Source organism: Streptomyces sp. NPDC058375 (genome assembly GCF_042723425.1).
GTDB classification, from domain to species: domain Bacteria; phylum Actinomycetota; class Actinomycetes; order Streptomycetales; family Streptomycetaceae; genus Streptomyces; species Streptomyces durocortorensis.
In genome coordinates this window covers 1-4,024 of record NZ_JBHXJG010000405.1, presented here as the reverse complement: position 1 = coordinate 4,024, position 4,024 = coordinate 1, and the positions used below count along the sequence as shown (strand labels likewise).

The 4,024-nt window shown below is 70.3% G+C and carries 4 protein-coding genes; all 4 read left to right on the top strand.

Features of this window, described 5'->3' with window-relative positions; genetic code table 11:
• Positions 1–228: 228 nt before the first annotated feature.
• Genes ACFWM7_RS34195 through ACFWM7_RS34180 form a run of 4 tightly spaced genes read left to right on the top strand, consistent with a single transcriptional unit; the run spans position 229 to position 3,931 of the window.
• Entirely contained in the window at positions 229–1,173 is a 945-nt protein-coding gene (locus ACFWM7_RS34195; protein WP_383268371.1) for an ABC transporter ATP-binding protein, read from the top strand.
• On the top strand, positions 1,170–1,964 hold the full coding sequence (locus ACFWM7_RS34190) for an ABC transporter permease (RefSeq protein ID WP_383268368.1): 795 nt from the start codon (positions 1,170–1,172) through the stop codon (positions 1,962–1,964). Before ACFWM7_RS34195 ends, ACFWM7_RS34190 begins: the two co-directional genes overlap by 4 nt.
• A gap of 18 nt (positions 1,965–1,982) precedes the next feature.
• Entirely contained in the window at positions 1,983–3,269 is a 1,287-nt protein-coding gene (locus ACFWM7_RS34185; protein ID WP_383268366.1) for a sensor histidine kinase, read from the top strand.
• Complete coding sequence (locus ACFWM7_RS34180; protein ID WP_383268364.1) at positions 3,266–3,931, top strand: response regulator; 666 nt, start codon at positions 3,266–3,268, stop codon at positions 3,929–3,931. Before ACFWM7_RS34185 ends, ACFWM7_RS34180 begins: the two co-directional genes overlap by 4 nt.
• The last annotated feature ends 93 nt before the right edge of the window (positions 3,932–4,024 follow it).

Genomic DNA, 4,024 nt, shown 5'->3' with positions numbered 1-4,024 from the left:
GCTGGAACAACTCCCACAACTCGTCCGGCACCAACCGCTCAACGATCCCCACCATGACTCACAGAATACCGAGTCACCCAAATGAGATGACCTCTAAAGCCCCCGCCCCCGCCACTGCAACCGCCACCGCCACCGCCCCCGCCCGGTCGTACCCCGGTACTACGCCCGGCCCCACGTCCAGCCCACGGTCGGACGACCGCTCCCCGCCGGCTCCGTAGCGTCGACCGCATGATCACGGCACACGGTCTCACCAAACGGTACGGCGGCAGAACCGTCGTCCAGGACCTCGACTTCACCGTCCGCCCCGGCACGGTCACCGGCTTCCTCGGCCCCAACGGCGCCGGGAAGTCCACGACGATGCGCATGCTGCTCGGCCTCGACGCCCCGACGCACGGCCGCTCCACCGTCAACGGCCGTTCCTACGCCACCCACCCCGCACCCCTCACCCAGGTCGGCGCCCTGCTGGAGGCCCGGTCCGTCCACCCCGGCCGGTCCGCCTTCAACCACCTGATGGCGCTCGCCCACACCCACGGCATCCCGCGCCGCCGCGTCGAGGAGGTCATCGACCTCGCCGGCCTGACCGACGCCGCCCACCGCCGGGTGAAGGGCTTCTCGCTCGGCATGGGCCAACGGCTCGGGGTCGCCGCCGCGCTCCTCGGCGACCCCGCGACCGTCATCCTGGACGAACCCGTCAACGGCCTGGACCCCGAAGGCGTCCTGTGGATCCGTACGCTCCTGACCTCCCTCGCCGCCGAAGGCCGTACGGTCCTCGTCTCCTCCCACCTGATGAGCGAGATGGCCCTCACCGCCGACCACCTGATCGTCATCGGCCGCGGCAGGCTCCTCGCCGACACCACGGTGGCCGAGCTGATCCGGTCGGCGGGCGGGGCGTCCGTCAGGGTCGTCACCCCGCAACCGGAAGAGCTGAGCGCACGGCTCGCGGCCCCGGGCGTGACGGTCACCACCACCACGGAAACCGACCGACTCCGGATCCGAGGAGTGGACGCAGCGCACATCGGACGCGTGGCCGCCACTCACGCGATCACGCTGCACGAACTCACGCCACAGACCGTTTCGCTGGAGCAGGCGTTCATGGACCTCACGCAGGAATCGGTCGACCACCGCCCGCAAAGACAGCACCGGCCGACAGCAGCCACCGGAGTAGCAGCATGACCACAACACACTCCACCGCCTCGCCGCCGTACCGCATCACCCCGCCCCGCATCCTGCGTGCGGAATGGCACAAACTCCGTTCCCTGCGCTCCACTTGGATCACCGTCATCTCAGCGGTCGTCATGGTGCTCGGCGTCGGCCTGATCATGGGCGCGACCTACACCTCCGGCGGCGGGGACTCCGACGTCGACACGGTCGTCCTGACCCTGTACGGGAGCATGCTCGGCCAGATCTGCCTGGTCGTGCTGGGCATCCTGACGACCGCGGGCGAGTACGCCACCGGCATGATCCGCTCCTCGCTCACCGCCGTACCCGCCCGGCTCCCCGTCCTGTGGGCCAAGGCCGCGGTGTTCGCCACCACCGCCTTCACGGTCATGCTCGCGACATCGGTGATCACGTTCGCGGCGGCCCAGGCCTTCCTCCACGACACCGACCAGGCAGCCTCGTTCACCGACCCGGGCGTCCTGCGCGCCCTGGTGGGCAACGCCGGAGCCCTCACCCTGATGGGCCTGCTCGCCCTCGGCCTCGGCGCACTGCTGCGCTCGGTGCCCGGTGCGATCGGCGCGTTCATCGGCGGAGTCATGATCCTGCCGGAGATCCTCGGAATGCTCCCGTACGACGTCGTCGAGCGCGCCATCATGTACTTTCCCACCCAGGCCGCCGGCGCCCTCGGCTCCGCCACCCCCATCGAGGGCACCGCCACCCCCGGCCCGGCCCTGCTCGCCCTCTCCCTGTGGGCGGGCACGACACTGGCCGCGGCAGCGCTGACACTCAAGCGCCGCGACGTCTGACCCCTGAGGAGCGACCAGGTGAGCACCCCACCGAGGGACCGCGACCAGGACCGGGACCGCGCCACCGAGGACACGGTTCCTCCTCTCACCCGGATCATCCGCGACGCCCTGGACCGGCTCCGCGCCTTCGACCGACGCCGGCCGCGGGTCTGGGACGCCGCGGTGACCGCGTTCTGGACCGTGGCCGCGGTGCTCGACTACACCTCCGGCGGCTGGCGGAACGTGGCCCGCGACACGACGGCGCCCGAGACGCTGGTACTCCTGATGAGCCTCGGGTTCTCCCTGCCGCTGCTGTGGCGCCGCACGCACCCCATGCCCGTACTCCTCCTGATGACACCGATATCCCTCGTCAACATCTGGACGGGGGCCGTGGTGCAGGCCTCCCTCCTCCAGCTGATCCCGGTCTTCCAGATCGTCCTGCGCTCCTCGTTCCGTACGGTCGGGGCAGCAGCTCTGCTGTTCGTCGTCCCGGTCCTGTCGGGCGGCTTCCGCATCCCCTCCAGCTGGGGACAGGAGGTGGTCTCGTACGTCTGGGGCCTGGTCTTCGTCGTCCTGTTGGGGATCGCGGTACGTACGCGGCGCGAGTACACCGAGGCCCTGGTCGAGCGCGCCCACCGGCTGGAACACGAACGCGACCAGCAGGCCCGGCTCGCGGCCGCCGCCGAACGCACCCGTATCGCGCGGGAGATGCACGACATCATCGGCCACAACCTGTCCGTCATCACGGGCCTCGCGGACGGCGGCGCGTACGCGGCCCGGAAGAACCCGGAACGCGCGGGGCAGGCGCTGGAGGCCATCGGCACGACCAGCAGGCAGGCCCTGTCCGAACTCCGCCGCCTCCTGGGCGTCCTGCGCGACGACCACCCCGACGCCCAACTCACCCCTCAGCCGACGCTCGACGAACTGACCTCCCTCATCGACCGCGTACGCAGGGCGGGCCTGCCCGTCCAACTGGAGCTGAACGGCGAACCCACCGCCCGATCCCTCACCCCGGGGCTCCAACTCACCGTGTACCGCGTGATCCAGGAGGCCCTGACCAACACCCTCAAGCACGCCACCGGCCCCACGTCCGCGACGGTCACCCTCACCTACTCACCCACGCACCTGGACGCCCGCATCACCGACACGGGCACCGGAGCCGGCAGAAGCGCGGAAACAGAGGAAGCACCGCTGGCGGCCCAGGGCATCATGGGCATGAGGGAACGCGCCGCCCTGTACGACGGCACCCTCGAAGTAGGCCCACGACCGGAACACACCGGATGGCGGGTACAGCTCCGCCTTCCTCTGGAGGACACGCACCCGTGACGACCGTACTCATCGCCGACGACCAGGCGATGCAGCGCTTCGGATTCCGCATGCTGCTGGAGAGCCAGGACGACATGACGGTGGTCGGCGAAGCGGGCAACGGCACCGAGGCCCTCCACTTGGTCGCCCGCCACCACCCGGACGTCGTGCTGATGGACATCCGCATGCCGGGCCTCGACGGCATCGAGGCGACCCGACGCATCATCGCGTCGGGCGCCCGCACCCGCATCCTGATCGTCACGACGTTCGACCTCGACGAGTACGCGTACGACGGCCTGCGCGCCGGCGCCAGCGGCTTCCTGGTCAAGGACGCCCTGCCCGAGGAACTCCTCGCCGGTATCCGCGCCGTGGCCGCCGGCGACGCGGTGGTCGCCCCCACCCTGACGCGCCGTCTCCTCGACGCGTACGTCCACCATCTCCCGGCCGTACCCGGCGCCCGGGCCACCTCGGACCCGCGCATCACGGCACTGACAGAACGGGAACGGGAGATCCTCACGGTGATAGGCCAGGGCTGGTCCAACACGGAGATCGCCGCCCGCCTCCACCTCGCCGAGTCCACGGTGAAGACGCACGTGACCCGGATCCTGGCCAAGACCGGCGCAGGAGACCGCGTCCAGGCCGTCATCCTGGCCTACGACACCCGCCTGGTCACCCCGATGTAGAACGCAGAAAAGCCCCGCACCATACGGTGCGGGGCTTTCCCGGAAAAATTGTTCGGCGGCGTCCTACTCTCCCACAGGGTCCCCCCTGCAGTA